Source organism: Mixta intestinalis (assembly GCF_009914055.1).
In the GTDB taxonomy this organism is placed as follows: domain Bacteria; phylum Pseudomonadota; class Gammaproteobacteria; order Enterobacterales; family Enterobacteriaceae; genus Mixta; species Mixta intestinalis.
Genome location: NZ_CP028271.1, coordinates 2,166,456 through 2,190,603 on the forward strand (window position 1 = coordinate 2,166,456; position 24,148 = coordinate 2,190,603).

At 54.0% G+C, this 24,148-nt stretch carries 15 protein-coding genes and 1 pseudogene; 11 read left to right on the forward strand and 5 right to left on the reverse strand.

All coding sequences use genetic code 11. The features are described from left to right. Positions 1-365: 365 nt before the first annotated feature. A complete protein-coding gene (locus tag C7M51_RS10210) occupies positions 366-629 on the reverse strand; it encodes a hypothetical protein (RefSeq protein WP_160621697.1) in 264 nt (87 codons plus the stop codon). Positions 630-761: 132 nt separating this feature from the next. Between C7M51_RS10210 and C7M51_RS10215 the strand changes: the two genes are divergently transcribed. The 3 genes from C7M51_RS10215 to rcsB are packed head-to-tail and all read left to right on the forward strand — an operon-like array spanning position 762 to position 5,258. Beyond that, on the forward strand, positions 762-1,916 hold the full coding sequence (locus C7M51_RS10215) for an MFS transporter (protein WP_160621698.1): 1,155 nt from the start codon (positions 762-764) through the stop codon (positions 1,914-1,916). A gap of 23 nt (positions 1,917-1,939) precedes the next feature. Then, entirely contained in the window at positions 1,940-4,603 is a 2,664-nt protein-coding gene (gene rcsD, locus C7M51_RS10220) for a phosphotransferase RcsD (RefSeq protein ID WP_160621699.1), read from the forward strand. 1 nt (position 4,604) lies between these two features. Then, a complete protein-coding gene (gene rcsB, locus C7M51_RS10225; protein WP_038625137.1) occupies positions 4,605-5,258 on the forward strand; it encodes a response regulator transcription factor RcsB in 654 nt (217 codons plus the stop codon). Positions 5,259-5,321: 63 nt separating this feature from the next. Here rcsB and rcsC read toward each other — a convergent pair. Together rcsC and gyrA are read right to left on the reverse strand one after the other, a co-directional pair. After that, positions 5,322-8,178, reverse strand: a pseudogene (gene rcsC, locus C7M51_RS10230) (two-component system sensor histidine kinase RcsC). A 196-nt stretch (positions 8,179-8,374) separates the two neighbouring features. Continuing rightward, on the reverse strand, positions 8,375-11,011 hold the full coding sequence (gene gyrA, locus C7M51_RS10235) for a DNA topoisomerase (ATP-hydrolyzing) subunit A (protein ID WP_160621700.1): 2,637 nt from the start codon (positions 11,009-11,011) through the stop codon (positions 8,375-8,377). Between the two features lie 174 nt (positions 11,012-11,185). On the opposite strand from gyrA, the gene ubiG reads away from it, so the two are divergent. Beyond that, positions 11,186-11,905: a bifunctional 2-polyprenyl-6-hydroxyphenol methylase/3-demethylubiquinol 3-O-methyltransferase UbiG gene (gene ubiG / locus C7M51_RS10240; RefSeq protein WP_160621701.1), complete on the forward strand. Its 720-nt coding sequence runs from the start codon at positions 11,186-11,188 to the stop codon at positions 11,903-11,905. Positions 11,906-11,986: 81 nt separating this feature from the next. On the opposite strand, the gene C7M51_RS10245 is transcribed toward ubiG, so the two are convergent. Both C7M51_RS10245 and C7M51_RS10250 read right to left on the reverse strand, forming a co-directional pair. Continuing rightward, positions 11,987-14,050: a right-handed parallel beta-helix repeat-containing protein gene (locus C7M51_RS10245; protein ID WP_160621702.1), complete on the reverse strand. Its 2,064-nt coding sequence runs from the start codon at positions 14,048-14,050 to the stop codon at positions 11,987-11,989. A 431-nt stretch (positions 14,051-14,481) separates the two neighbouring features. Then, positions 14,482-15,402, reverse strand: a complete 921-nt coding sequence (locus C7M51_RS10250; protein ID WP_160621703.1) for a LysR substrate-binding domain-containing protein — start codon at positions 15,400-15,402, stop codon at positions 14,482-14,484. Between the two features lie 370 nt (positions 15,403-15,772). Here C7M51_RS10250 and C7M51_RS10255 point away from each other — a divergent pair, with 370 nt between their 5' ends. The 7 genes from C7M51_RS10255 to yfaE all read left to right on the forward strand — a co-directional run bounded on the left by C7M51_RS10255 (position 15,773) and on the right by yfaE (position 24,058). Further along, positions 15,773-17,104 (forward strand): MFS transporter, encoded by a 1,332-nt coding sequence (locus C7M51_RS10255; protein ID WP_160621704.1) that lies wholly within the window; start codon positions 15,773-15,775, stop codon positions 17,102-17,104. Positions 17,105-17,149: 45 nt separating this feature from the next. Beyond that, the gene (locus C7M51_RS10260) at positions 17,150-17,899 is read left to right on the forward strand and encodes an SDR family NAD(P)-dependent oxidoreductase (protein WP_160621705.1); all 750 of its coding nucleotides are present in this window, start codon (positions 17,150-17,152) and stop codon (positions 17,897-17,899) included. Positions 17,900-17,918: 19 nt separating this feature from the next. Then, the gene (locus tag C7M51_RS10265) at positions 17,919-18,761 is read left to right on the forward strand and encodes a transketolase (RefSeq protein ID WP_160621706.1); all 843 of its coding nucleotides are present in this window, start codon (positions 17,919-17,921) and stop codon (positions 18,759-18,761) included. Continuing rightward, positions 18,761-19,759, forward strand: coding sequence for a transketolase family protein (locus C7M51_RS10270; RefSeq protein WP_160623625.1), 999 nt, complete (start codon positions 18,761-18,763; stop codon positions 19,757-19,759). Before C7M51_RS10265 ends, C7M51_RS10270 begins: the two co-directional genes overlap by 1 nt. Before the next feature lie 467 nt (positions 19,760-20,226). After that, positions 20,227-22,512, forward strand: coding sequence for a class 1a ribonucleoside-diphosphate reductase subunit alpha (nrdA, locus tag C7M51_RS10275; protein ID WP_160621707.1), 2,286 nt, complete (start codon positions 20,227-20,229; stop codon positions 22,510-22,512). 152 nt (positions 22,513-22,664) lie between these two features. After that, complete coding sequence (nrdB, locus tag C7M51_RS10280; RefSeq protein ID WP_160621708.1) at positions 22,665-23,795, forward strand: class Ia ribonucleoside-diphosphate reductase subunit beta; 1,131 nt, start codon at positions 22,665-22,667, stop codon at positions 23,793-23,795. Positions 23,796-23,806: 11 nt separating this feature from the next. Beyond that, positions 23,807-24,058, forward strand: coding sequence for a class I ribonucleotide reductase maintenance protein YfaE (gene yfaE / locus C7M51_RS10285; protein WP_425281008.1), 252 nt, complete (start codon positions 23,807-23,809; stop codon positions 24,056-24,058). Positions 24,059-24,148 lie beyond the last annotated feature (90 nt).

Here is a 24,148-nt window from a genome sequence, read left to right on the forward strand (position 1 = left end):
AGCCGCGACACGTCTTTAGATTGAAACTTGCCCGGTGCAAAGCAGGGGAGATGACGGAAGAATACGGTCTGCAACCCTGGTTTAATCAAATGCGATGCGTTATTTTTCGTTTTTACTGTTTCAGATATAATCAAAAACCGCTGCGCTGGCGGTGAATAATTTTTATCGTAATCATTAGAAAAAACGATTTAAACAGTAAGAATTACTTATGTTGAGTTAGCGTTAATTATAAAATTAATTAACAATAGGTTTACTAATTATTTGTTTTAAGTGAAAGTTAATGCCGCATCAGCTTGCGCTGGCCTTATTGCCCGTTCAGCGGAAAGAGAGGTTTTACAATCGCGGATGAGCCGCTATTATTTTTCTCAATTGGTGAGGTTTTGCACAAAAAAACCTGTCAGGCGGCTCAGATTAGGACCAGCGAAAAAAGGATAGTAACGATTTTCTGAACGGTTATTTTTTGCACGATTGCCAAAATCCTGCGCTGTAACGCTGGCGGTATTACCGATCGGTGAAACCGGATTCAGACCAGATAACGGCAACATAGCTGCTGCGATGTGCCCGGTTTTGCGCCTTTTAGCCAGGAAATTTCCTGAAAAAACCACTCTGCGACGAAAATTGATTAACAACCGCTATTTTATCGTTTAATAAGCTTTCTGATACAGAACGGGCACCGCTAAGCTCTTTGCCCGATGAAACGCTGCTTTAGCGATGTGTTCTGTGTTAAAAAGGACTCCTCTACCTATTATGGAAAACAACCAATGAGTTCGGCAGAAGCAGGACAGGCGCTAAAAAGCCAAACCGCCACCCAGATAGCAACCCGGATAATTTTTTTGGTTGCCGGTACCGCCGTCTCCGCCTGGGCACCGCTGGTACCCTATGCGAAATCACGCCTGATGGTTAGCGATGCGGCGCTTGGCGGTCTGCTGCTGTTTCTTGGCCTGGGATCGCTGATTGCCATGCCCCTGACCGGCGCGCTGGTAGGCAAACAGGGTTGCAGGCGCGTTATCCTCTGTTCCTCACTGTTGGTGATGGTAATGCTGCCGCTGATGGCAACGCTTTCATCGCCAATCACCCTGGCGGCGGTTCTGATGCTGTTTGGCGCGGCAATCGGCACGCTGGACGTGGCGATGAATATTCAGGCCGTTGAGGTAGAGAAAGCGTCCGGGCGTACCATGATGTCCGGCTTTCACGGTTTTTACAGCGTCGGCGGCATCGCCGGGGCAGGCCTGGTTAGCGTGATGCTGTGGCTGAATCTGTCGCCGCTACAGTCCGTGCTGGTGGTACTGCTGGTGCTGGCGCTGCTGTTGTTGAGCAGTCAGCGCTGGATACTGACCGAGCGTATGCATCAGGACGATACGCCGCTGTTTGTAATTCCACGCGGCTGGGTGCTGTTTCTCGGCGTGCTCTGTTTTATCTTGTTTCTTACCGAAGGCGCAGTGCTGGACTGGAGCGCGCTGCTGTTAACACAGGAACGCGCTATGCCTGCGGCTCAGGCTGGTCTTGGCTATGCGGTTTTCTCTGTTGCCATGAGCATCGGTCGTCTGACCGGCGATCGCGTCGTAAATCGTTTCAGCAACCGGGCAGTGCTGACCGGCGGCTGCCTCTGCGCGGCGCTCGGCGTGCTGCTGCTGATCAGCGTTAACAGCCCCTTTATCGCCCTGCTCTCTTTCCTGCTGATTGGTTTCGGCGCGGCAAATACGGTGCCGATTTTGTTCAGTGCGGCAGGCCGTCAGACCGCAATGCCGGTCAATCTTGCCATCTCTGCCATGACAACGATCGGCTATGCGGGTATTCTGGCAGGTCCGGCGTTAATTGGTTTTGTGGCTCACGGGTTTAGCCTGGTGACCGCCTTCGCCGTCATCGTGGTGCTTCTGGTGGCGGTTGCTGCCAGCGCACGGCTGGTGACTCGTTAAATGGTCAGGTACTTCCTTTCATTATGATGTACAAGCTTCCTCTCTCCTCCAGCAACGTAACACGGTTTTTCATGCTGTTTATTCTGCTGCTGTTGCTGGCGCTGGGCTTTATGATCCATAACTCGGTCAACGCCTGGCTGATGGAAAAGCGCTATGCGATGGCGGATATTACCCATGCGGTACAGAAGCGCATCGATACCTACCGCTTCGCCACCTGGCAGATTTATGAAAATCTGGCGACCAGCGCAGCGGGTACAACGCCATCGGCCAGCCTGCAGGAGACGCGCCTGCGCCCGGATGTCTACTATCTGGAGAAAACCCGGCGCAAAACCGAGGCGCTGATTTTCGGCTCGCACGACAGCAGTACGCTGGATATGACGCTGCGCATGTCCAACTATCTCGATACGCTGTGGGGCGCGGAAAACAGCACCTGGTCGATGTATTTTCTCAACGGTCAGGATAACAGCCTGATCCTGATCTCTACCCTGCCGTTAAAAGATATGGCAACGCGCTATAAAGAGAGCGCCATCAGCAATATCGTCGAAGCACGCCGTACCGAAATGTTACAGCAGGCCAATGCGCTCGACGAGCGCGAAAGTTTCTCGCCGCTGCGCCGCTTCGCCTGGCAAAACGATCACTACTTTACCGTGCGCACCACCTTCAACCAGCCGGGTCACCTGGCAACCGTGGTGGCGTTTGATATGCCGATCAACGATCTTATCCCGCACAATATGCCGCTGGAGAACTTCCAGCTGAAGCAGGATACGTCGCTGAACGGCGGCCCGGAAAGCGAAGATGAGCTGCTGAACACCCGCATCAGCCTCAGCAATCCGAACGTGGAAATCGCCGCCTCGCTGCCGGGCACGGCGTTGCAGATGACGTACCGTATCCCGCTCAGCACCCTCGCCTGGGATACGCTGCACAACCTGATGTGGCCGCTGATTATCGATCTGCTGCTGATTCTGCTCTCGCTGGCAGGCCTGTTTTTACTGCGTCAGCAGACGCTGCGCCCTGGCGACAATCAGAGCGCCGAGCTGGACGCGCTGCGTATGCTGAACGAAGAGATCGTCTCCAGCCTGCCACTTGGACTGCTGGTGTATGATTTCGCCAGCAACCGCACCATTATCAGCAACAAAATCGCTGAACATCTGCTGCCGCATCTTAATTTGCAAAAGATCGTTAATATGTCCGATCAGCATCAGGGCGTATTGCAGGCGACAGTCAACAACGAGGTGTATGAAATTCGCCACGCCCGCAGCCACCATTCACCGCATACGCAGCTGTTTATGATGCGCGATCAGGATCGCGAACTGCTGGTGAACAAGAAGCTACAAAAGGCGCAGCAGGTGCTGGACCGTAATCATCAGCTACGGCAGCAGCTAATGCAGAATCTGGGTCATGCGCTGCACCGTCCGTTACAGCAGGTGGTAGAACAGTTACAGGCGCTTAGCGATACCAGCGAGGATGAACGCGCCATTGACGCGCTGGAAAGTAGCCAGGCGCTGGCACGACTGGTGGATGATATCGTGCTGCTCAACCGGCTGGAAACGCATGACTGGGCGCCGGACGCCAGCTCTTTCCAGCTGCAATCGCTGCTGGATGAACTGACGCTGGCGCTGCTGCCGCTGTCACGCCGTAAGGGGCTGACGCTGCTGGTGCGCAATCAGTTAAACAGCGATGAGATGCGTTTTGGCGACAGCCGCGCCATTTATAAAGTGCTGTTTACCCTGTTGCATTATTCGCTGACCACCACCAGCTGGGGCAAAATTTCGCTGGAGCTGGATGCACCTGCGGATCGTCCTGAGCTGTTACATATTCAGATCATCGATACCGGTGCGGGCCTCACGCCCGATGAGCTGGGCAATCACGATTTCCCCTTCCTCGGCGAAACCTCTGCGGATCGCTTTGGGCAGGCTTCCGGGCTGGCTTTTTTCCTCTGTCGCCAGCTCTGTAAGCAGATGGGCGGTCAGCTGGAGATTATGGCGCGCCCGGAAATCGGCACGCGTTACAACATCACGCTACACGTGCCGCCGGAACATCAGCAGCAGCAGGAAGAGAAGCTACTGGAAGATGTCACCATGCTGATTGATATCGCCGTTGATGACGTGCGTAAGATCGTGACTCATCAACTGGAGAACTGGGGAGCGAAATGTATTACGCCAGATGAACGTTTTGCCGAACAGCCACACGATATTCTGATCACTGACGATCCGGCGCACCTTTCCGGCTGGTCGCTGTTGCTGACAGATAATGAACTGGGCTTTACCGTTCTGAACGAACGGCAGTACCGGGTTAACTTTAACCTTAGTAGCGCTCTGCAGGATGCGCTGTTACAGCTGATTGAGAAGCAGCTTTCTCAGGATATGTCGCTTACGGCGGAAGAAGATAAACAGGAGGAGGAAGCCACGCATTTGTTAAGCGGTGGTTACTACCAGCTATTTGTCGAGACAGTACCGGAAGATGTTGAGAGACTGTATACTGAGGCGTCGCTCAGGGATTATGCGACGCTTGCTCAGACGGCACATCGCCTGAAAGGGGTATTTGCCATGCTTAATCTGGCACCCGGCAAGGAGCTTTGTGAAAAGCTGGAACAGCAAATTAAAGCGAGTGACGATTTAAACATCAAAAATACCACCAGTGACATTGACGCCTATGTCAACGAACTGCTGCAGCAAGGTAACCAATAAGATGAATAATTTGAACGTAATTATTGCCGATGACCATCCAATCGTTCTGTTTGGTATTCGTAAGTCTCTTGAACAGATTGAATGGGTCAACGTAGTTGGTGAGTTTGAAGACTCGACAGCACTGATTAACAGCCTTTCCAAACTGGACGCCAACGTCCTGATTACCGATCTCTCCATGCCTGGCGAGAAATATGGCGACGGCATTACGCTGATCAAATATATCAAACGTCACTATCCCGATCTGTCGATTATTGTTCTGACCATGAACAATAACCCGGCAATCCTCAGCGCCGTGCTGGATCTGGATATCGAAGGCATCGTGCTGAAACAGGGCGCGCCTACTGACCTGCCAAAAGCGCTGGCGGCATTGCAGAAAGGGAAGAAATATACCCCGGAAAGCGTTGCCAAACTGCTGGAGAAAATCAGCGCGGGCGGCTATGGCGATAAACGCCTGTCGCCGAAAGAGAGTGAAGTGCTGCGCCTGTTCGCTGAAGGTTTCCTGGTTACCGAAATCGCTAAAAAGCTGAACCGCAGTATTAAAACCATCAGCAGCCAGAAGAAATCGGCAATGATGAAGCTGGGCGTGGATAACGATATCGCCCTGCTCAACTACCTTTCTTCCGTCAGCACCACGCCACAGGCGGATAAAGAGTAAACCCGCCTGCCCGTCAGGGCAGCGTTCCGACGCGTCAGGGATGACGCGTTACGCCCTCACCTGCTACGCGCCACGCGTCTTACGCACGCGCTCCGCATAGATCGCCAGCGAACTTTTCAACGTATCAAGCGTAACCGGTTTCGACAGGCAGTTATCCATCCCCGCTTCCATACAGCGCTGCTTCTCTTCCGCCAGCGCGTTCGCGGTGACGCCAATCACCGGGAAGGTTTGCCCCAGCTGACGCAAACGCTGCGTCAGGCGATAACCATCCATGTTGGGCATGTTGACATCGGTCAGCACAATATCGATCTCGCTGCGGCTGATGACATTCAGTGCATCCACCCCATCCTGAGCGGTCTTCACCCGATAGCCAAGCGACCCCAGCTGATCGGAAAGCAGCATGCGGTTAATGGGATGATCGTCCACTACCAGTATCAGGATATCGTGATTATCGACGCCCGGCTGTGTCGGCAGCGCCGGTAACGCAGTCAGCCCGTCCGGCACTTCCACCACCACGCTGTAGATACGTCCCAGCAGCGCAGGCAGCTCGTGCGGCATGGCGGTGCTGTAGATCCAGCGTCCTGGCGCGGTTTCGTAAGGCATATCGATATGGCCACCGTCGAAAACAATCACCGCCCGCACCGGCTCTTCCGGCTGAAAATCATAATCGGCGACGATCACATCGTCCGGCTGCCACGCCTGCTCCTCCAGCCGCGTAACCTGAATACCGTGCGCCGTCAGCAGACGCGTCAGGAAGTCAGCCAGAAGATCGTTACGCAGCGCCAGCCACACCTGTTTATCCTGTAGTCCTTCATGCAGCAGCGGCGTCATTACCTGGCTGTTGTAGAGCGGAATACGCACGGTAAACTGGCTGCCCATACCCGGCTCCGATTCCACGTCAATATCGCCATCCATCATGTTGATTAGCTTTTCACAGATCGCCAGCCCCAGCCCGGTCCCCTGGAAGTTACGCTGTACGCCGGTGCCCACCTGGAAAAAGGGATCGAACAGCCGGTTGATCTCTTTTGCCGCGATACCGACGCCGGTATCACGCACGCGCACCGTCAGATAACCCTGGTGGGTATAGGTATGCAGAATAATGCAGCCGGTGTGGGTAAATTTGATGGCGTTGTTCAGCAGGTTCGATACCACCTGTTGCAGGCGCATCGGATCGCCATCCAGCGCTACCGGTACGTCATATTCGATCAGGCAGTAGAGCGTCAGGCGCTTTTTCACCACCAGCGACAGGTAGTTGGCGGTAATATGGGTGATCACCTCACGCGGCGCGAAGGGGCGCGGCTCAATTTTTAGCTGTTCGGATTCAATTTTCGAGAAATCGAGAATATCACTAATGATCTTCAGCAGCAGGCTGGAAGAGTTGTTCATCGCCGTCACCAGCGAATCCACCCCTTTTGGCAACTGCTTAGTTTGCAGCAGGTCGAGGTTACCGATAATACCGTACAGCGGGGTACGCAGCTCATGGCTGACGGTGGCGAGGAACATCGATTTCGACTGGCTGGCCTGCTCCGCCGCCTGCGCCATCTCCTGCAATGACTCTTCCATTTTTACGCGCGCGCTCACGTCCACCAGCACGCAGATCGCCACGTTCTCATTGCGATAGCGCGAATGCACAAAGCTGATTTGCAGGTTAGTATTGCTACCGGTCAGCAGATCGACAAAGTTAACCTGTTGACCACTAATAATTTCCGTCAACTTCTGGCGATCTTCCTGCGTCAGCATAGTGAGATAGTTGTGCGCCAGCTCGTTACTGAGAATATTGGTGCCGTCACGCGTGCGCAGAATACAGATGCCGACCGGCGCGGAGGCGACAATTTTACGGTTGAACTGCTCATGTTCTTCCAGCCGGTGCGCGTTCTCTTCCGCTGGCAGAAACATACGGCGCTCAAACAGCCAGGCCAGGGTAAACAGGATAATGGCGCTGACCAGATTAAGCAGCAGCGCGTTAATAATCAGCAGCTTCAGATGCTCTACCAGCACGTCCGTCGGCACCGAATAGACGATGCTGAGGTTTGAAGGATGCAGATTTTTCTTCAGCACCAGCTGCTTGTAGCTGTCCACATAGCCGAACCACGCTTTATCGCCGGGAATTTCATCCAGCGCAAAGGCGACGCGCCCGCGATTGGAGGAGAGCAGCGGCTTATTATCCTCGTCGATCAGCGTAGCGGTGACCGGCAGGTTGCCCGGCGTAACGAAATCATCCAGACGGATGTTCTGCTCAATGCCAAGCAGCGCTTCCAGTTTATTGGCGATGTAGATCGGGGTAATCATGTAGAAGTAGCCACCGCCCGGCTGACCGTTATTGCTGACCCAGTAGAGGCTACTTTTGCGTTCGTCAGCGCTGCTGTTGCGGTAGCGCAGGATACGCTCGTGCAGCGTTTTTACCGTGCGTTCACGATCCACCGAGCCGTTGCCGATGCCGAAATCAGCCATGCACAGCCCTTCACCGCCGATAAAAAAGACGCGGTTCAGCTCATAGGAGGAGGCGAAATTGGTTTTCCAGTAGTTGAGGAAATAACTTAGTGACTCGAGTGAGTTACGCCAGGTATTGCTCATTGCCGAACAGTTGGAGTTGGCGCACCAGCGGATAAAACTGTGGCAGCGTTGCCTTGCCGGGGAACACGCCGTTCAGTAAGTCCATACTGTTAGCGCTGTTGCTCAGGCGATTCTCAGCAATATATTTCAGCTCGCGGGTAATATCGGCAGAGTGGCGTACATACCACTGCGCCTGATCGTAGTTAAGCGTAAACTCCTGCCGCGCCTGCGCTTCCTGTTCGTGCAGCACGCTGATGATGTAAAAGGCGGTCAACAGCGCGCCCAGCGACCATAGCATCAGCGCCAGCGCGCGAAACAGATAGCGGGAAATCCTGAGCGTAGTGCGAAACGAAACGAGATATTTCAAGGGAAACCTGGGCGCTGCCGCCAGCCAATAGTAAAAATTTCGATCCCGCTACAGTAGCCGTAGATGACAAAAAAAGCCAGACGTTCGCTCTGGCCTCTCTGTTTGACAACATCTCGATCCGCAAGCGCAGCCGCCATTTTCAGGCAAAAAAAAGGCCGGAAAACCGGCCTTTTACAGGGTGAGCTAAAGAAGCGTGTTACTCTTCTTCGCCGTCCACGATATCGTCGTCAGTATCCACTTCCGGGGCGATATCCTCCTCCCCTTCCGCCACGCTGCCGTCGATCGCATCCAGCTCTTCTTCTTCCACCGGCTCCGCCACGCGTTGCAGACCGACTACATTTTCATCCGCCGCAGTACGAATCAGAATGACGCCCTGGGTGTTACGCCCAACCACGCTGACTTCTGAAACGCGCGTACGCACCAGCGTACCGGCGTCGGTGATCATCATGATCTGATCGCTGTCTTCTACCTGCACCGCACCGATGACCGGCCCGTTGCGTTCGGTGACCTTGATGGAGATAACGCCCTGAGTCGCACGTGATTTGGTTGGGTATTCGCTATTCGCGGTACGTTTACCGTAACCATTTTGCGTAACGGTCAGAATTGCGCCCTCTTCACGCGGCACGATCAGCGATACCACGCGATCGCCTTCCGCCAGCTTGATGCCGCGCACGCCTGAGGCGGTACGGCCCATGGCGCGCACCGCCTGCTCGGCGAAACGCACCACTTTACCGGCGGCAGAGAACAGCATCACTTCGTCACTGCCTTCGGTCAGCGCCACGCCGATCAGCTCATCATCTTCACGCAGGTTGACGGCGATAATACCGGCGCTGCGCGGACGGCTGAACTCGGTCAGCGAGGTTTTCTTCACGGTGCCGCTGGCGGTCGCCATAAAGATGTTGGTGCCTTCGGTGTATTCACGCACCGGCAGGATGGCGGTAATACGCTCGTTGGCTTCCAGCGGCAGCAGGTTGACGATCGGGCGTCCACGCGCGCCACGGCTCGCTTCCGGCAGCTGATAAACCTTCATCCAGTAGAGACGCCCACGGCTGGAGAAGCAGAGGATGGTGTCGTGGGTGTTGGCCACCAGCAGACGATCGATAAAATCCTCTTCCTTAATTCGCGCCGCCGATTTTCCTTTACCGCCGCGACGCTGCGCTTCGTAATCAGAGAGCGGCTGATATTTCACGTAGCCCTGATGCGACAGCGTGACCACCACATCTTCCTGGTTGATCAGGTCTTCGATATTAATATCGGCGCTATTGGCGGTGATTTCCGTGCGACGTTCGTCACCGAACTGATCGCGGATCGCGACCAGCTCTTCACGAATCACTTCCATCAGGCGTTCCGCACTTTCCAGAATGTAGATCAGCTCGGCGATCTGCTCCAGCAGCGCCTTATACTCATCCAGCAGCTTCTCGTGCTCCATGCCGGTCAGCTTCTGCAAACGCAGATCGAGGATCGCCTGCGCCTGCTGTTCGGTCAGGTAGTAACGACCGTCACGGATGCCAAACTCCTCTTCCAGCCACTCAGGACGTGCGGCATTATCACCGGCACGTTCCAGCATGGCAGCCACATTACCCAGCTCCCACGCGCGCGCCACCAGGCCCGCTTTCGCTTCTGCCGGGCTTGGCGCATGACGGATCAGTTCGATAATCGGATCGATGTTCGCCAGCGCAATCGCCAGGCCTTCAAGGATATGGGCACGCTCACGCGCTTTGCGCAGTTCGAAAATAGTACGACGCGTAACCACTTCACGACGATGACGAACAAAGGCTTCCAGAATCTCCTTCAGCGTCATAATCTTCGGCTGGCCCTGATGCAGCGCCACCATGTTGATACCGAAAGAAACCTGTAACTGCGTCAGCGAATAGAGGTTGTTCAGCACCACTTCCGCTACCGCATCGCGTTTCACTTCGATCACGATGCGCATACCGTCTTTATCGGACTCATCGCGCAGGGCGCTGATGCCTTCGATACGTTTATCTTTTACCAGCTCGGCCATCTTCTCGATCAGGCGCGCTTTGTTGACCTGATAGGGAATTTCATGGATGACGATGGTTTCGCGACCGGTTTTGGCGTCGGTTTCCACCTCGCCACGGGCGCGAATATAGAGTTTACCGCGTCCGGTACGGTAAGCTTCTTCAATGCCGCGACGCCCGTTGATGATGGCGGCAGTCGGGAAGTCAGGCCCAGGGATGTGCTCCATCAACCCTTCGACGCTGATATTTTCATCGTCGATATAGGCGAGACAGCCGTTAATCACCTCGGTGAGGTTGTGCGGTGGAATGTTGGTGGCCATACCAACGGCGATACCTGACGAGCCGTTTACCAGCAGGTTAGGAATTTTCGTCGGCAGCACTTCGGGAATCTGCTCGGTGCCGTCATAGTTCGGCACAAAATCGACGGTCTCTTTTTCCAGATCCGCCAGCAGCTCGTGGGCAATTTTTGCCATGCGCACTTCGGTATAACGCATCGCCGCGGCAGAGTCACCGTCGATGGAACCGAAGTTGCCCTGGCCATCCACCAGCATGTAGCGCAGCGAGAACGGCTGCGCCATACGCACGATGGTGTCATAAACGGCGGAGTCGCCGTGCGGGTGATATTTACCGATGACGTCGCCAACGACACGGGCAGATTTTTTGTAAGGTTTGTTCCAGTCGTTCCCCAGCACGCTCATTGCATAAAGCACGCGACGATGGACCGGCTTCAGGCCATCGCGAACATCTGGTAATGCACGGCCAACGATGACCGACATGGCGTAATCGAGATAGGAACTCTTCAGTTCTTCCTCAATATTAACCGGTGTGATTTCTCTGGCAAGGTCGCTCATGGAGCCGCTATCCCTCTACATTTATCCCGGATTTAAAGGTGCGAAAGTATATCACATCGCAGCCCTACGGTGAACGGAAAGCGGTGTTTTAAGCGCGCTTTCACGTTTGTCACGCCGTGCCGATCGCCGCGAGAAGATGTATACTCCGGAAAACAGTGTCAGGAGTGAAAAAAGATGAGTGTGAGCGCGCGTGCAGGCAATGTGGATCATGATGAAATCGCGAAATTCGAAGCGGTTGCGTCACGCTGGTGGGATATGGAGGGTGAATTTAAACCATTGCACCGCATCAACCCGCTGCGCCTGAACTATATCGCCGAACATGCCGGCGGTCTGTTTGGCAAGAAGATACTTGACGTTGGCTGCGGCGGCGGCATCCTGGCGGAGAGCATGGCGCGCGAAGGCGCAGAGGTGACCGGCCTTGATATGGGTGCCGAACCGCTGGAGGTGGCGCGTCTGCACGCGCTGGAGAGCGGCATCAGCGTTAATTACATTCAACAAACGGTGGAAGAGCATGCCGATGAACATAGTGGCGCTTATGACGTGGTGACCTGCATGGAAATGCTGGAGCACGTACCCGATCCGCGTTCGGTGGTACACGCCTGCGCCAGGCTGGTGAAGCCGGGCGGCGATGTCTTTTTCTCCACCATTAACCGCAATACTAAATCCTGGCTGATGGCGGTAATCGGCGCTGAGTATGTGCTGCGCATGGTGCCGCGCGGCACCCACGACGCGAAAAAATTTATCCGTCCGGCGGAGCTGCTGCACTGGATCGATGAAACGCCGCTGCGTGAGAAGCATATCATCGGCCTGCACTACAATCCGCTGAGCGACACCTTTCGCCTTGGGCGCGGCGTTGACGTTAACTATATGCTGCACACCCGTCACGGCGCCTGATCGCACTCCCTGACGTAAAAACAATCGTCAGATAAAACAAAAGCGCCAGCATTGGCGCTTTTGTCGTAACAGGAGACGCGATTAGCGTTTTTCGCTCAATTGAAACCTGTTGCTGGCGTCGATATTACCCACTACCGCATCAACATATTGCGCCGGTTTACTGCGCAGCGAAATATTGCCGCTGAAGGTGCCCTGATTATCAGGCTGGGTATAAGGGCCGGGGCGGAAGATAAAGTTGAAGCGATGGTTATCGATGGCAATGTTATTGTTAACCCACAGCGCGCCGGGGTTAAAGTTATCGGTAAAACCGTCCATACCGTTTTCAATCGCTACGCTGTCGATAACGCGATGCGCCACCGGAATCCCCTCGCCGCCCAGTTTGAAACCATTATTGACGTTGCGTAACGCCACGCTATTTTCAATGGTAACCACGCCGTTCGGGCCATCCTCGATTTTATTAAACAGATCGTAGCCGTCATCCACGTTGTCATGGGAGAAGCAGTTAACCAGCTTATTGCCTTCCCCTACGCGCATTTTCACCGCGAAACCGTCAGCGTTGATCAGGCCAGGATCTTTGTTACCCCAGGATTCGGCATTGGCGATCACGTTGTGGCTTGCCCACAGCGCACGTCCCAGACCCGCAGGCGAAGAGACCCAGATCCCGGTATCGTCTGCCTGATACGCCGTCACGCGCTGGATCAGGTTATAGCTGCCGGAGATAGAGAAGCTTTTTTTGGTAACCTCGATATTCTCAATATCCCAATAGCTGGCGGCGAGTTTCAGGCCGTGGAACACCGCTTTGCCGCCGAGCGGGCGCATTTTTTTGCGCTGATCGTCGGTGCCGCTGCTGGCTGTCGTCAGCGTGGTGTAAGGATAAACGCCCTCTTCCAGCCAGAGCACGCCGCCGGGTGCCAGCAGTTCTGCCGCGCTGGCAACATCAAGCGGATGTGCCTGGCTGCCGTCGTTCTGCGCGCTGCCCTGCGGCGAGGCGTACAGGTTATTGGCATCGGCGACGGTTTTCCGCGTCACGTTCAGCGTTCCGGTAATTTTCTCGCCGTTGGCCAGCGTCAGCGTATAATAGATCGGCGTTTTCTCCGCTTTTAACGGCACCGGCACGCCGATCATTTTACCCGCTTCCAGCGCCATGCCACCAGCACGTTCGATGCCATCGCTGTTGACCATCAGTTTGCCGTCGCGATCGCTGCGCAGCTGGAACAGATAGTCCGGTGAAGCGGAAACCGCCGCTGAAGCGATCTCTACGTTAGCCGGTCGCGGCTTACTGACAAATTTTTCCGCCGGAGCGGCGGTATGCGGCGAAAGCGTCAGACGCGCCTGATGCACCGTCATACGCGCGTTACGTGCGGCGAAAAAGCCCACGTAGTAGCCTTCGCTATCCAGCACCTTGATGCGATCCGGGTCATTAACCTGCTGCGTTACCCAGCGATCGCTACCGGCCGGTGCCCACGCGGCGGTAAAGCCGCTGTCGGTACGCGCCAGGCGCAGACGGAAATGGGACGATTTACGCAGATCGATATCACGCTGATAGGGAAGCCGTTTAATTTCCACGCCGGTATTGCCCCAGCTCTGCGTCACGCCGTTACGCGCGATAAGCGTTGCCTGCACCCGGTGATGCGTCGCTTTATCCTGCGTCATAATGGCGTTCATCACCATATTGGAGGCGGCGGGAAATTCCTCATAGCCAACTTTGATCTCTTCCTGACGCGGTTTGCCAAGAATATCGCGCACCAGCAGGCCTGCGCCCTCCTGACCGGCAGGCTTAGCCTCGTTTTCCGGGCCAAACTGCTCAATATTCACCTCCGCTTCCAGCACCATATTGGCGCTGGTCGGCAGGCGGGTATACCAGAAGGTCAGGCCGTCATGGCTGTTACCGATCTTGCCGCCGCGACTTTCGATAGTCGCCGGGAAGTTCAGTTTTTCCGGCTGCGCGGCGGCTTTTTTAGCGTTACCGAAGGTAACCTGGTTAACGCCCACTTTTTCCGGCAGTACATTAGTCGCAAAATTTTTATCGGTAGATTGTCCAAACGTAATCGTATGCCACGTGAGGCTGTCGACGCTTGGTAGCGTTTCGGCAGCATAAGCGCCGCTGGCACCGCTAAGAAGTAAGACAAGAGGTAAGGTTTTCATGGCAATTTCCTTGGTGTTTCCAACGTAACTTATTGTTTTTATTTTTTTCACAGACGCACGGTTACGTCAGTGGTGCCTGTATCGGCTCTGCGTCCTTTTCCAGTATCGGTTCCCGTATAAATGAAAAAATATTTCATTTTTATTGAATAATAATTTTATAAATTATCCGATGTGGATTAACGTGATGAAAGTCGCATTCATAATAAATAGCCGCCGCACTATATAAAATTAGCCACGCTAATCATTCAAGATTAACTTATTGATTTTAAATGTTTTTATATTTTAAGCGGGCAGGAGACAAAAAAAGTCTTCACCTTAACAGAAGAATTATCCCAGGCCGCCTCAGAAATAACTCAGGTAAATTAAACAAGGCGGCTTATGTTTTTTTATGGCTTGCAAATAAAGTAATGGCCGATCTGATACGTTGTGAATTACAGATGAAAGTTCACTTTATTTAATTCATCTTCCAGCCATTTCAGAAAGCATCTTATCTTTTCTTTTTTCTCATTAGCGTGGGGAAACACCAGATGATGGGAATTAACTGGCATCGCATATTGATCGTCAAATACCGGTACCAGTTTACCGGTATTAATGTAATCCTGCGCCAGAAGATTGCTTTCCAGAATAAAACCGGTATTCATACAGGCGGCCTCGAAACTCATATAGGAGCGATCGAAGCTGAAGACAAAACTTTTATTTTTATATTCCACGCCGTGCCACGAGAACCAGGCGTACCAGCCGATTAGCGTGACCTCGGAGTTGATCAGATCGCACGCCACCAGCGATGCCGGTGAAGAGACCGGATGGCGCGCCAGGTAGTCAGGCGCTGCCAGCACAATCATTTTCTCATTCTTGATGGTCTTTACGTTGAGCGTCGGCCAGGCGGAAAAGCCGTGACGAATATCAATATCCACATTATCCCTGGCGAACTGTACATTTTCATAAGAACAGGTCAGGTTAAGCTGGATATCAGGCCAGGCCTGCCTGAATTTATCCAGCCTCTTCATGAGCCAGAGCAAACCAAAACTGGGCGAAGAGTGCACGCGCAAATGTTCGTGATGGATATCGCTCATCACCTTTTCAGTCGCCCGCCCAATGAGGTTCAGCGGGCCAGAGATTTCTTTCAGATAGGTCTCGCCGGTCAGGGTTAACGTCACCCCTTTACCGCTGCGAATAAACAGTTTTTTACCAAGGAAGCTTTCCAGCGCAGCGATCTGATGACTTACCGCAGAAGAGGTAATATTTAATACCTCTGCGGCATTATTAATACTCCCGGAATTTGCCACCTCGATAAATGCCAACAAATTTTTCAACGAGGGTAAAGGAAGCACATTTTTCTTTACATCGATCACATTATCCTCAGCCGTCAGCAATAAACGTCGAAAGTATATCTTAACCGCTGCATAGCAACAATTTATCGCGTCTGGAAATTAATCATCTCCCGGTGATATCGCAAACGCGCCATTAATTCGTGATCGCAATTACACTTTTCACCTCGGTTCATTGACATCACTTTATTTATCAAAACAGCCATTTTTGGCGTTATCTTTATGATGCCAGTCACGAATCAAATTTTCCTCAGCCACAATTGAAGTTTTTTAACTTCCCATTATTTTTTCAATGCATATATTCAACCCACCTGGTGAAAAAAACCGTTGAAAAAATGAATGCCCTACAAACTTTAATCTGACTCATGCCATATCTTTAAAAGAGGCTGATAACATGTCGAAAATAGAAGCCACCGCCTTTCCGCACGTCAGGCGCACCAATTATCGTTTCGTTGTTCTTACTCTAATATTTATTGTTTATGCGATAAATTACGCTGACCGAACAAATATCGGTGCCGTTCTGCCCTTTATTATTGATGAATTTCACATCAATAATTTCGAAGCGGGCGCTATTGCCAGTATGTTTTTCCTGGGCTATGCGCTGAGCCAGATTCCCGCCGGATTTTTCATTGCTAAAAAAGGAATACGCGGTGCCGTCGCCCTTTCCATCTTCGGCTTTTCCTTTTTTACCTGGCTAATGGGTACCGCCACTTCGGTGCTGGGGCTGAAATGGATCAGGCTGGCGCTGGGCCTGAGCGAAGGCCCCTGCCCGGTTGGCCTGGCTTCTACCATTAATAACTGGTTTCCGGCAAAAGAGAAAGCAACCGCCACCGGCGTCTTTATCGCTGCCACCATGTTCGCGCCGATTATCGTACCGCCGCTGGCGGTCTGGATTGCTGTTACCTGGGGCTGGCGCTGGGTCTTTTTCTCCTTTGCCATTCCCGGCATGGCGATCGCCGTTGCCTGGTATCTGCTGGTAAAAACCAAACCGGAAGAGAGCCGTTTTGTTTCCCAGGGCGAGCTGGATATTATTCATGCCGATAACGGCAGCACCAGCGAAAAACCGCGCCAGAATTTAATTATGCACCCTAAATTCGCGCGGCTTGACCGCATCATTCGGGTTAAAAAACTGGCCCCGATCGATACCGCAAAAGGGTTATTTAAATCGAAAAATATTATCGGCGATTTTCTGGCCTATTTTATGATGGTCAGCGTGCTCTACGGTTTATTAACCTGGATTCCACTCTACCTGGTGCAGGAGAAAGGTTTTAACTTCGTTAATATGAGTTTCGTCGCCACCATGCCCTGTATCGGCGGATTAATTGGTGCGATTAGCGGCGGCTTTATTTCCGATAAACTGCTGGGCCGCCGCCGTAAACCCACCATGATGTTCACCGCTGTCACCACCGTAATTATGATGCTGGTGATGCTGAATATTTCCGGCAGCACCCTGACGATCTGCGCTGGCCTGTTTATGGTCGGTCTCTGCCTTAATATCGGCTGGCCCGCCTTTACCGCCTACGGCATGGCAGTCGCCGACAGTAAAACTTACCCGATTGCCGCTTCCATTATTAACAGCGGCGGCAATATGGGCGGTTTTGTTTCTCCGATGGTTGCCGGTTTCCTGCTTGATAAAACCGGCAGCTTCAACGCGGTATTCACTTATTTCGGTGTCTGCGCAGCTATCGGCCTGGTATTAATTTGCCTGCTGGACGAGCCGCAATAAACCGATTCCTCCTGTTTATTCTTACTGTTATGAATGGAGTTAATTATGCTGTTACAAGATAAAGTTGCCGTTATTACCGGTGCCGCTTCCGCTCGCGGTCTGGGCTTCGCCACCGCCAAAATGTTTGCCAGCCAGGGCGCAAAAGTGGTGATTATCGATCTGGACGCCGGGGCCAGCAAAGCAGCAGCCAGCCAGCTCGGTAGCGATCACCTCGGCCTCGCCGCTAACGTTGCCAACGAACAGCAGGTCAACGCTGCGATTGAACAGGTACTGGCGAAATATGGCCGTATCGACGTACTGGTAAATAACGCCGGCATTACCCAACCAATCAAGCTGATGGATATCAAACGCGACAACTACGACGCGGTGCTGGATGTCAGCCTGCGCGGTACGCTGCTGATGTCACAGGCGGTTATCCCTACCATGCGCCGTCAGCGCGCCGGCAGCATCATCTGTATCTCTTCCGTTTCCGCCCAGCGCGGCGGCGGCATCTTCGGTGGGCCGCACTATAGCGCCGCTAAAGCAGGCGTACTGGGCCTGATGAAAGCGATGGCGCGTGAGCTTGGCCCCGATAACGTGCGCGTTAACGCCATCACCCCCGGCCTGATTCAGACCGATATCACCGCCGGTAAACTTTCCGACGAGATGCGTCAGTCTATTCTCGCCGGTATCCCGCTTAACCGTCTGGGTGACGCCAGCGATATCGCCGGCGCGGCGCTGTTCCTGGCCAGCCCGCTTTCCGCTTACTCCACCGGCATTACGCTCGACGTGAACGGCGGAATGTTAATCCACTAAACCTGCTGAGGAACAGACTATGTCACAGAGTGAATTACAGAAGGTGGCCGCAGCAGCCTGGCGCATTCGCCGTTACGCGCTGCGTATGGGAGAGGTGCAGGGTCAGGGTTATATCGGGCAGGCGCTGGGTATCGCTGATGTGCTGGCAACCGCTTTTTGCCACACCATGAATTTCCGCCCTGACGAGCCGGAATGGGAAGGCCGCGATCGTTTCCTGCTGTCGCACGGCCATTACGCTATCGCTTACTACGCTGCGCTGATTGAAGCGGGCATCATCCCGGAAAGCGAGCTGGAAACCTACGGCTCCGACGACAGCCGCCTGCCGATGTCCGGCATGGCGTCTTATACGCCAGCGATGGAAATCTCCGGCGGTTCGCTGGGCCAGGGGCTGAGCATCGCGGTCGGTATGGCGCTGGGTCTGAAACAGAAAAAAAATCCGGCGCTGATCATCAACTCCATGTCAGACGGTGAACTGGACGAAGGCTCTACCTGGGAAGCAGCGATGTCAGCGGCGCATCACGGGCTGGATAACCTGATTAACCTGGTTGACGTCAACCGCCAGCAGGCGGACGGCAACTCGCAGAAAATCCTCGGTTATGAACCGCTGCACGACAAATGGGCCGCTTTCGGCTGGTACGTACAGCGCGTTGACGGCAACGATCTGCGTCAGGTGATTGCCGCCTTCGATAACGCTAAAAACCATAGCGCACCGGTGCCGCGCGTGATTATCTGCGACACGCTGATGGGCAAAGGCGTTCCTTTCCTTGAGGAACGTGACAAAAACCACTTTATCCGCGTCGATGCCGACGAGTGGCAGAAAGCGCTGGCCATATTAGATGCTCAACCACAAGGAGTCGCATGATGTCGCAGTCACAGTCTAAACCCCGTTTGACCACCTCGGCGATGATCGCCTCCATTGCGGAAGAAGGTCAGGAAACCCGCTCCGCGCCGTTCGGTCATGCGCTGGTGGAACTGGCGCGCCAGCGTCAGAATATTGTCGGCATGACCGCCGACCTGGCAAAATATACCGACCTGCACATCTTTGCTCAGGCTTACCCGGATCGCTTCTTCCAGATGGGGATGGCAGAGCAGCTGCTGATGGGCGCGGCGGGCGGGATGGCGAAAGAGGGATTCATTCCCTTCGTCACCACCTACGCCGTGTTCGCCACGCGCCGCGCCTACGATTTTATCCATCAGGTGATCGCCGAAGAACACCTGAACGTGAAAATCGCTGCCGCCCTGCCCGGCCTGACTACCGGCTACGGCCCCAGTCACCAGGCGACGGAAGATATGGCTATCATGCGCGGCATTCCCGGCATGACGATTATCGATCCCTGCGACGCGCTCGATATTGAGCAGGCGGTGCCAGCGATGGCTGAGCATAACGGCCCGGTTTACCTGCGCCTGCTGCGCGGTAAGGTGCCGGTGGTGCTGGATAAATATCACTATCGCTTTGAAATCGGTAAGGCAAAACTGCTGGAAGACGGCAAGGATGTGCTGATTATCGCCTCCGGCCTGATGACCATGCGCGCGCTGGCGGTTGCGGAGCAGCTGCGCAAGGAGAACATCAGCGTAGCGGTACTGCACTCGCCTACCATTAAACCGCTGGATGAGAAAACCATCCTGGAGCAGGCGGCGAAACCGGGACGTCTGGTGATCACCGCCGAAAACCATACGGCGGTAGGCGGCCTGAGCGAAGCGGTGGCCTCGCTGCTGATGCGTAAAGGGGTGCATGTCGATTTCGATACCATTGCCCTGCCCGATGCGTTCCTGGACGCCGGTGCGCTGCCGACGCTACACGATCGTTACGGCATTTCCATTGCCATGATGATTGAGAAGATCAAAGCGCGCCTGAAATAACCCGCAGGTCGTCGGTTTCATCCGGCGACCTGCTTCCCCCACAAGAACAATATTTTTCCTTTTTATTTACTTATCCTTGATTTATCCCTTCATTTTGCTGCTTTTTCATCCGTATTCGCCAGATAATCGGGCAGCCATTTAGCAGAAAAGGTGCATGGCGCAAGTTGGATGTTAGCGCAATGTTCAGAAAACCAGCGTTCGATCAAAATTTCATTTTTTTTTGCTTCGGCATTGACAAGCCGGTGGGCCTTGCGAAACGCGGACTTAAGAAAAAAGCTGAAAAAAGCAAGTCTTCAGCAAGACAAAATCAGTATTGTGCTGGAGCGATAACTTACTAGAATACTCACCATCTAGTTGTTCATTCATTCTTCAACCCCTACATATAGTGTTTATCCACAGAGTTACTCACAAAGAGCAGTCTGTGTATAAACAGGGGGAACACTTTTCACGGACAGGTAAAACGCGACATGAATCAGAGTCTGCTCGTCACTAAACGCGATGGCCGCAAAGAGCGCATCAATCTGGATAAAATCCACCGGGTTCTCGACTGGGCTGCGGAAGGTTTGAATAACGTTTCCGTCTCTCAGGTTGAGCTGCGTTCGCACATCCAGTTCTACGACGGCATTAAAACCTCCGATATTCACGAAACCATCATCAAGGCCGCTGCCGATCTGATTTCACGTGACGCGCCTGATTATCAGTATATGGCCGCTCGCCTGGCCATTTTCCACCTGCGTAAAAAAGCCTACGGCCAGTTTGAGCCGCCTGCACTGTACGATCAGGTCTCGCGCATGGTCGAAATGGGTAAATATGACCGCCATCTGCTGGAAGACTACAGCCGCGAAGAGTTCGAGCTGATGGATGGCTTTATCGACCACTGGCGCGATATGAACTTCTCCTACGCGGCGGTGAAGCAGCTGGAAGGCAAATATCTGGTGCAGAACCGCGTCAGCGGCGAAATCTATGAAAGCGCTCAGTTCCTCTATATTCTGGTTGCCGCCTGCCTGTTCTCCAACTATCCACGCGAGACGCGTCTGGATTATGTGAAGCGTTTTTATGACGCGGTTTCCACGTTTAAAATCTCGCTGCCAACGCCAATTATGTCCGGCGTGCGTACCCCGACCCGCCAGTTCAGCTCCTGCGTGCTGATCGAGTGCGGTGACAGCCTGGATTCCATTAACGCCACCTCCAGCGCCATCGTGAAATATGTTTCCCAGCGCGCCGGTATCGGCATCAACGCCGGGCGTATCCGTGCGCTGGGCAGCCCGATTCGCGGCGGCGAAGCGTTCCATACTGGCTGCATTCCGTTCTATAAACATTTCCAGACGGCGGTGAAATCCTGCTCGCAGGGCGGCGTGCGCGGCGGTGCGGCAACGCTGTTCTACCCGATGTGGCATCTGGAAGTTGAAAGCCTGCTGGTACTGAAGAATAACCGTGGCGTGGAAGGCAACCGCGTGCGCCATATGGATTACGGCGTACAGATCAATAAGCTGATGTATCAGCGCCTGCTGAAGGGCCAGGATATCACCCTGTTCAGCCCTTCTGACGTGCCGGGCCTGTATGACGCGTTCTTCGCCGATCAGGATGAGTTTGAGCGTCTTTATACGAAATATGAGCAGGATGAAAGCATCCGCAAGCAGCGCGTGAAAGCGGTCGATCTCTTCTCGCTGATGATGCAGGAGCGCGCTTCCACCGGTCGTATCTATATTCAGAACGTTGACCACTGCAACACCCACAGCCCGTTCGATCCAACTATCGCGCCGGTGCGCCAGTCTAACCTCTGTCTGGAAATCGCCCTGCCGACCAAGCCGCTGATGGATGTAAACGACGAAAACGGCGAAATCGCGCTCTGTACGCTCTCCGCTTTTAACCTTGGCGCTATCGACAGCCTGGACGAGCTGGAAGAGCTGGCAACGCTGGCGGTACGTGCGCTCGACGCCCTGCTCGACTATCAGGATTACCCGATTCCGGCGGCGAAGCGCGGCGCAATGGGCCGCCGTACGCTTGGTATCGGCGTTATTAACTTTGCCTACTACCTGGCGAAGCATGGCGTGCGCTATTCTGACGGCAGCGCCAACAACCTGACGCACAAAACCTTTGAGGCGATTCAGTATTATCTGCTGAAGGCGTCCAACGAGCTGGCGAAGGAACAGGGTGCCTGCCCGTGGTTCAATGAAACCACTTACGCCCAGGGCATTATGCCGATCGATACCTACAAAAAAGATCTGGATACGATCTGCAACGAGCCGCTGCATTTCGACTGGGATACGCTGCGCGAAGCGATCAAAACGCACGGCCTGCGCAACTCCACGCTCTCCGCGCTGATGCCGTCCGAGACCTCTTCACAGATCTCTAACGCTACCAACGGTATCGAGCCGCCGCGCGGCCATATCAGCATTAAAGCCTCGAAAGATGGCATCCTGCGCCAGGTGGTGCCGGAGTACGAACGTCTGAAAGAGAGCTATGAGCTGCTGTGGGAAATGCCGGGCAACGATGGCTATCTGCAACTGGTTGGCCTGATGCAGAAATTTATCGATCAGGCGATTTCGGCGAACACCAACTACGATCCGTCCCGCTTCGCCAACGGCAAGGTGCCGATGAAGCAGCTGCTGAAAGATCTGCTCACCGCCTATAAGTTCGGCGTAAAAACGCTCTACTACCAGAACACCCGTGACGGTGCGGAAGATGCGCAGGATGATATCGCGCCTGCTATCCAGGACGACGGCTGCGAAAGCGGCGCCTGTAAAATTTAATCGGGTCTGACCGGCAGGCAGCCGGTCATGACACTTCTTTTGGCCGCGCCAGGCGCGGTCACAACATGGCAGGCCGCAGTATCTGCGGTCAGAACGGCTGTCAGCGCCCCGCTCGCGAGGCCAGCCTGTCCCGTTAGCATGTGGAATGAAATATGGCTTACACCACTTTCTCACAAAACAAAAACGATCAGCTACTGGAACCGATGTTCTTCGGTCAGCCGGTTAACGTCGCGCGTTACGATCAGCAAAAATATGACATCTTCGAAAAACTGATTGAAAAACAGCTCTCTTTCTTCTGGCGTCCGGAAGAGGTAGACGTTTCACGCGATCGCATCGATTTCCAGGCGCTGCCGGAGCATGAAAAGCATATCTTCCTCAGCAACCTGAAATATCAAACGCTGCTGGATTCTATTCAGGGACGCAGCCCGAACGTGGCGCTGCTGCCGCTGATCTCTATCCCGGAGCTGGAAACCTGGGTGGAAACCTGGGCCTTCTCGGAGACCATCCACTCGCGCTCTTACACACATATCATCCGTAACATCGTCAACGATCCGGCACTGGTATTTGATGATATCGTGACCAACGAGCAGATCCTGAAGCGCGCCAGCGATATTTCGGCCTACTACGACGATCTGATCGAGATGACCAGCTACTGGCATCTGCTGGGCGAAGGCACTCATCAGGTCAACGGCAAAACCGTTAACGTCAACCTGCGCGCGCTGAAAAAGCAGCTCTACCTCTGCCTGATGAGCGTGAACGCGCTGGAAGCGATTCGCTTTTACGTCAGCTTCGCCTGCTCCTTCGCCTTCGCCGAGCGCGAGCTGATGGAAGGCAATGCGAAAATTATCCGCCTGATTGCGCGCGATGAGGCGCTGCACCTGACCGGCACCCAGCATATGCTGAACCTGCTGCGCAGCGGCGAAGACGATCCGGAGATGGCGGAGATTGCTCAGGAGTGCCGCCAGGAGTGCTATGACCTGTTCAAACTGGCAGCGATTCAGGAGAAAGAGTGGGCGGAATACCTGTTCCGCGACGGCTCAATGATCGGCCTGAACAAAGATATCCTCTGCCAGTATATTGAGTACATCACCAATATTCGTATGCAGGCGGTAGGGCTGGATCTGCCGTTCCAGACGCGATCCAACCCGATTCCGTGGATCAACGCCTGGCTGGTCTCCGATAACGTGCAGGTCGCGCCGCAGGAAGTTGAGGTTAGCTCCTACCTGGTAGGCCAGATCGATTCCGAAGTGGGCGAAAACGACTTCGACGATTTCCAGCTGTAACCATGGCGGGCATGACCATCAAACTCTGCCTTTCCGGCGCACAGCTGGAATGCAGCGACGAGCATCCTTCGCTGCTGGCGCTGCTGGAAGCGCATAACATTTGCGTGGAATATCAGTGTCGCGAAGGATACTGTGGCTCCTGCCGCACACGCCTGGTAAAGGGCGAAGTCAGCTATGCCGGTCAGCCGCTGGCCTTTATTCAGCAGGGCGAAATTCTGCCCTGCTGCTGCAAAGCCAACGGCGATATTGAAATAGAGCTGTAAAACGGGCGACGGCCCGTTATTCGCTTTTCCACCGCAGCCATCATCCCGTCAATAACGCTTGCATCCCTTTAGCCAGACGATGAAAATGCG

Excerpts from the sequence above, each read along its gene's own strand:
- C7M51_RS10215 (WP_160621698.1), top strand. The coding sequence starts at position 762 with ATGAGTTCGGCAGAAGCAGGACAGGCGCTAAAAAGCCAAACCGCCACC.
- rcsD (WP_160621699.1), top strand. The coding sequence starts at position 1,940 with ATGATGTACAAGCTTCCTCTCTCCTCCAGCAACGTAACACGGTTTTTC.
- rcsB (WP_038625137.1), top strand. The coding sequence starts at position 4,605 with ATGAATAATTTGAACGTAATTATTGCCGATGACCATCCAATCGTTCTG.
- gyrA (WP_160621700.1), bottom strand. The coding sequence starts at position 11,011 with ATGAGCGACCTTGCCAGAGAAATCACACCGGTTAATATTGAGGAAGAA.
- ubiG (WP_160621701.1), top strand. The coding sequence starts at position 11,186 with ATGAGTGTGAGCGCGCGTGCAGGCAATGTGGATCATGATGAAATCGCG.
- C7M51_RS10245 (WP_160621702.1), bottom strand. The coding sequence starts at position 14,050 with ATGAAAACCTTACCTCTTGTCTTACTTCTTAGCGGTGCCAGCGGCGCT.
- C7M51_RS10255 (WP_160621704.1), top strand. The coding sequence starts at position 15,773 with ATGTCGAAAATAGAAGCCACCGCCTTTCCGCACGTCAGGCGCACCAAT.
- C7M51_RS10260 (WP_160621705.1), top strand. The coding sequence starts at position 17,150 with ATGCTGTTACAAGATAAAGTTGCCGTTATTACCGGTGCCGCTTCCGCT.
- C7M51_RS10265 (WP_160621706.1), top strand. The coding sequence starts at position 17,919 with ATGTCACAGAGTGAATTACAGAAGGTGGCCGCAGCAGCCTGGCGCATT.
- C7M51_RS10270 (WP_160623625.1), top strand. The coding sequence starts at position 18,761 with ATGTCGCAGTCACAGTCTAAACCCCGTTTGACCACCTCGGCGATGATC.
- nrdA (WP_160621707.1), top strand. The coding sequence starts at position 20,227 with ATGAATCAGAGTCTGCTCGTCACTAAACGCGATGGCCGCAAAGAGCGC.
- nrdB (WP_160621708.1), top strand. The coding sequence starts at position 22,665 with ATGGCTTACACCACTTTCTCACAAAACAAAAACGATCAGCTACTGGAA.
- yfaE (WP_425281008.1), top strand. The coding sequence starts at position 23,807 with ATGACCATCAAACTCTGCCTTTCCGGCGCACAGCTGGAATGCAGCGAC.